Below are 4,384 nucleotides of genomic sequence, written 5' to 3'. Positions count from 1 at the left end.
GTTGAAGATAAAGCCCGACTCCTTGGAGGCGCCCCATCCCAGCTTGTCCCGGAGGATATAGATAAGAATGAAGGCGTTAAGATACTCGTTGAAGGACTGGTCGAGCTTTAGCTCCTGGGACCATTCACAGTTGTATCCCTCGTCGGTCATGTCGATGCAGGGTTTGGTCACTTCCAGCTCGTCCAGCACCTGGATGGTCTTCAGCTCGATATAGCGCGCGCCGCACAGCCAGGCCGCGATGATATTCTGGGCCAACTGGGTGTGCGGACCGGCGGCCACGCCAAGGGGGGTTTCCAGCTTTTGCCCGTAGCGGCGCATGCGAAAGGGATCGGACGCTCCGGGCTCGAAGAAGAGTCCCCCTGGAATGCCGAAAATTTCGTTTCTCTCTTCAAGATCTGAAAGTATCCACTTGAGCAGAACTTCGATGTCAGTGCAAAAGAATTTATCTTTTTCCATCATTTCGTCCTCCGTCATTGTGCATTCGAAAGTTAAATGTTTTTTACCGCGACAACCACTGAAGAATTTCTGTCTTAACCTTCTGCCAGCTTCTTCCAGAGACGAAGGCCCTGTTCGCGGGCGTAGGCTAAAATTTCAGCTTCGTCGACGCCGGTGATTCTGCGCTCTTCGACGATCACTTTGCCCTGGGCGATGACGCTCAGGACATGGTTGGATTCGAGGCCGTAGATGAAGTGACCGGTGAAGTTTTCGGAGACAATTTCCGTGGGGGAGTCGTAGTCCAGAATGACCAGGTTGTTATCGCCGTCACCTTCGGCGCCCATTGCCTTGATGAAACGATGCACATTGCGGAAGCGCTCATATATCTGATCCGGGGAAACGCCCTCGGTGTTTTGACCGACAAGATAGGCGGCTTTGGCGCTGCGCAGCATGTCGCTGTGCATACCGTCGGTGCCGAGCATGACGTTGCCGGTCAGCTCGGTATAGCCAGTGCCCCCTACGTTGTTGTTCTGATTGCTTTCCACGTTCTGAACGACCCACACCGGGGATTCGCGCACACGCTTTTTTTCATCGCTGTCGAGGAACAAGCAGTGGCCCAAAATGGTGTGAGGACTTTCCAGGGCACCCAACTCGTGCAGACGTTGAATTACGCGTTTGCCGTGGGTCCTCAGGCAGTGCTCCTGATCGAACAGGTCCTCGGCCACGTGCACATGCAGGCCGGTGCCGTGCCTGCGGGCGAGCTCAACGGATTTTTCAAGCAGGTCGTCGTCAACGGTGAAAGAGGCGTGCAGTCCCACGTGGCCCTTGCGGCCTGAAGAGAGGTATGCGTCGGTTTCGGCAAGGCCGGCTTCCATGGCACCCTGACCGTCGCGGCAGGATATTTCATAGCACAGTAGGTGGCTGAGCCCTATCTTTTCAAAAGCCCGGGCGATGGTTTCAAGGGACCCCTCGATGGCGCACGGAGAGGAATGATGATCAACGCAGAAAGTTACGCCGTGCTTAGCCATGTGCAGGGCCGCGGCCAGGGCGCTGGCTTCGATCATGTCGCGGTCGAGACCTTTGTCCACCCGCCACCAGATGTATTCTAAGACTTCGAGAAAATTGGTAGGGATTCGCGGTGGAGCAGGCATGCCGCGGGCAAGGGTGGAATAGATGTGATGATGGCCGCAGGCAAAAGACCTGGTCACGAGGCGGCCCCGGCAGTCAACTACCCTGTCCTGGTCCGAGAGCTCGCTATCGGAGGGAGTGGAATGACGGAAGGCTAAACCACCCGTGAGGCCCGGCTCAACCGCGAGATGGGTTTTGCGAAGTTCGAGGGTTTTCGCGTCGAGGTAGTTTGCGTTTTTCAAATATAGCGTCATTTAAACCCTCCTCAGGCCTTAGTGCTTCGATTCGCAATTACAGTCACATATGATTAATGACCGATTCAACATAATTCTTTACTCGGCTCGGCTGAGCTCGTCGCAGGCAGCACTGAGTCCTGAGTGAGTAAATACGTGAGCGTATTTACGAATCGATGGACTTAGTTATTATTTTTATGCATTTTGCGGCAATCCGTTAAATGAAATATTGAGCAAGTTTAGCCAACTTTAAATGATTGAATATCGAAGATCAATCAAGAAGTTTCGAATAACGAAATATGGAATCGCTTCGCTCTGTCTATAATTTGATGATTTAACGGAGCTAAGCACCAAAAGCTTTACCTGGCCTTTGCGGGAGGCTTCAACGGCAGCGTGTACCGCCTGATACCGTCGTATCTGTAAAAAGCGTTGGCAATAGCCGGCGCCGTGGGGATGCATACAATCTCACCGACGCCTTTGGCGCCAAAGGCGCCCTCGGGATCATCTCCCTCCACGGCGATGGGCACGATGCGCGGCAATTTAGCCAGCTTGGGGATGCCGAGGGAAATGTATTTTTCTGAGGTCAGGCGGCCTTCCTCCAGCGGCACTTTTTCGCTCAGAGCATAACCGAGGCCCATGACGACACCACCCTCGATTTGTCCCTCAAAAAGCAGCGGGTTAATGACCCGGCCCGAGTCGTGGGCTGCATAGATGGTATCCACGCCGCCCTTTTCGTCCAGAATCGCTAGCTGGGTCGCGAAACCGTAAGCGATGTGAGAAACAATCTTTCCGGGTTCGCCCTCGGCATGGGTGTAGTCGCAGACAAAGCTACCCTCATAAATGCGTCCGGCCAACTCTTCAAGAGAGTTACTTTCGAGGTCCTTTTTCAGCTTCTGAGCCGCATCGATGATGGATCGGCCCAGGAACATAGTGCCGCGACTGGCGGTGGTTACACCGCCGACAGTCGCCGAAGCGGTGGACACTTTGATGTCGATCAACTCGCAATCGCCCAACCCCGCCGCTTTGCATAGGATCTGCCGGGCCACGGTGTGGATGCCCTGGCCCATCTCAGTCCAGCCATGATGCAAGATCAACTTTCCGTCCGGCAGGACCTCAATCTTGACTTCGCTGACTTCGACCATGCCATTGCCCATGCCGCAGTTTTTAATCGCCAAAGAAAGACCTTTATACTCGGCCTTTTTATAGGCATCCTTGACGGCCAGAAGCGTTCTCTTCAGACCCACTCCCTCTCCGAGCACCTGGCCGCTGGTGGTCATCAGACCGGTGTCGAGTGCATTGTCGTAGCGGAGCTGCCAGGCATCGAAACGGCCCATCTCACACAGTTGTTCGACCAGAGTTTCCATTGCGAAGGTGACCTGGTTGACGCCGAAGCCGCGCATAGCGCCACAGGGAATGTTGTTGGTGTAGACGGCCTTGGCCTCGATATCCACGCTGGGCACATAGTATGCGCCGGCGGCATGGGTGGCGGCACGGCCCAGAACTGGAGAGCCTACGGAGGCATAAGCGCCGGTGTCACCGAGAATGACGGCTTTAAGAGCGGTGAACTTACCGCTCTCGTCGCAACCCAAGGTGTAGTCCAACCGCATCGGGTGGCGTTTGGGATGCATGCGGATGGATTCGGGACGGGACAGGCGCACTTTTACGGGCCGACTGAGATGATGAGCGTACAGCGCGGCGTGGCCCTGCACGGTTAAATCCTCTTTCCCGCCGAAGGCGCCACCGCAGTCCACCAGGGTCACCACCACCTTTTCCCGGGGATATCCAAGAAGAGAAGCAATTTCGTGGTGGTCTGCATAGATACCTTGGCTCTGGGAGTAAACCTGCACTCCGTCTTTAAAGGGTAACGCCACAGAGGACTCGGGTTCGAGGAAACCGTGGTCCACCATCTGAGTCAAAAGAACGCCCTTGGCCACATGGGCAGACTTGGCAAGTGCCTTTTCCACAGGCTCGCCCCGGCGGATGGCCTTGGCGAACAGTAAGTTGCCGTGCGCATGGATTTTGACAGGACTGGTCTCGGCTTTGGTCATTTCCGTCAGTGGTTCAAGGACGTCGTATTCGACACGTATCAGCTTGACAGCCTCGCGGGCCTGCGCTTCAGTTTCGGCCACTACGCCGGCGAGCACGTCACCGATGTAACGGGTGGTTTCGCCGACCTTGATCATGACCGGCCAGTCCTGAACGATCGCGCCCACGCTGCGCTCACCGGGGATGTCTTCGGCCGTAAATACCCTGATAACGCCGGGGGCCTCGTCGGCTTTGCTCACGTCGATGGAAAGAACCCTGGCGCGCGGATGGTCGCTGAAACGCAGGGCGCCGTGGACCATCCCATCAAACCGCAGGTCGTCGATAAATGGTTTACGGCCGATGGCGCGTTCGAAGGCTCTGTATTTGGGGCTGGAGACACCGATTCCGGCTCCATCTTCGAAGGGGATCTCCCGCCCTTCACGCAGGGCGGCTGCTGCCTCAAGCACGGCGTCAACGATCTTGACGTAACCCGTGCAGCGGCAAAGGTGAAAACGTATCGCTTTGACAACCTCTTGCCGGGTCGGGTCGGGATTTTTTTCCAG

Annotated in this window: 3 protein-coding genes; all 3 read right to left on the bottom strand. The window is 55.9% G+C overall.

Going from position 1 to position 4,384, the window contains the following annotated elements:
- A partial coding sequence (locus ACWVCN_RS09360) for a hypothetical protein (RefSeq protein WP_455245317.1) occupies positions 1 to 459 on the bottom strand: 459 nt, incomplete at its 3' end.
- 71 nt (positions 460 to 530) lie between these two features.
- Positions 531 to 1,817: an amidohydrolase family protein gene (locus tag ACWVCN_RS09355; protein ID WP_455245316.1), complete on the bottom strand. Its 1,287-nt coding sequence runs from the start codon at positions 1,815 to 1,817 to the stop codon at positions 531 to 533.
- A 338-nt stretch (positions 1,818 to 2,155) separates the two neighbouring features.
- Positions 2,156 to 4,384: molybdopterin cofactor-binding domain-containing protein (locus ACWVCN_RS09350; protein WP_455245315.1), on the bottom strand; the 2,229-nt coding region annotated here is incomplete at its 5' end.

The sequence above is a fragment of the Petrachloros mirabilis genome, from assembly GCF_975968855.1.
The sequence above is the reverse complement of the archived record's forward strand: the minus strand, read 5'-3'. Positions and strand labels throughout refer to the sequence as shown.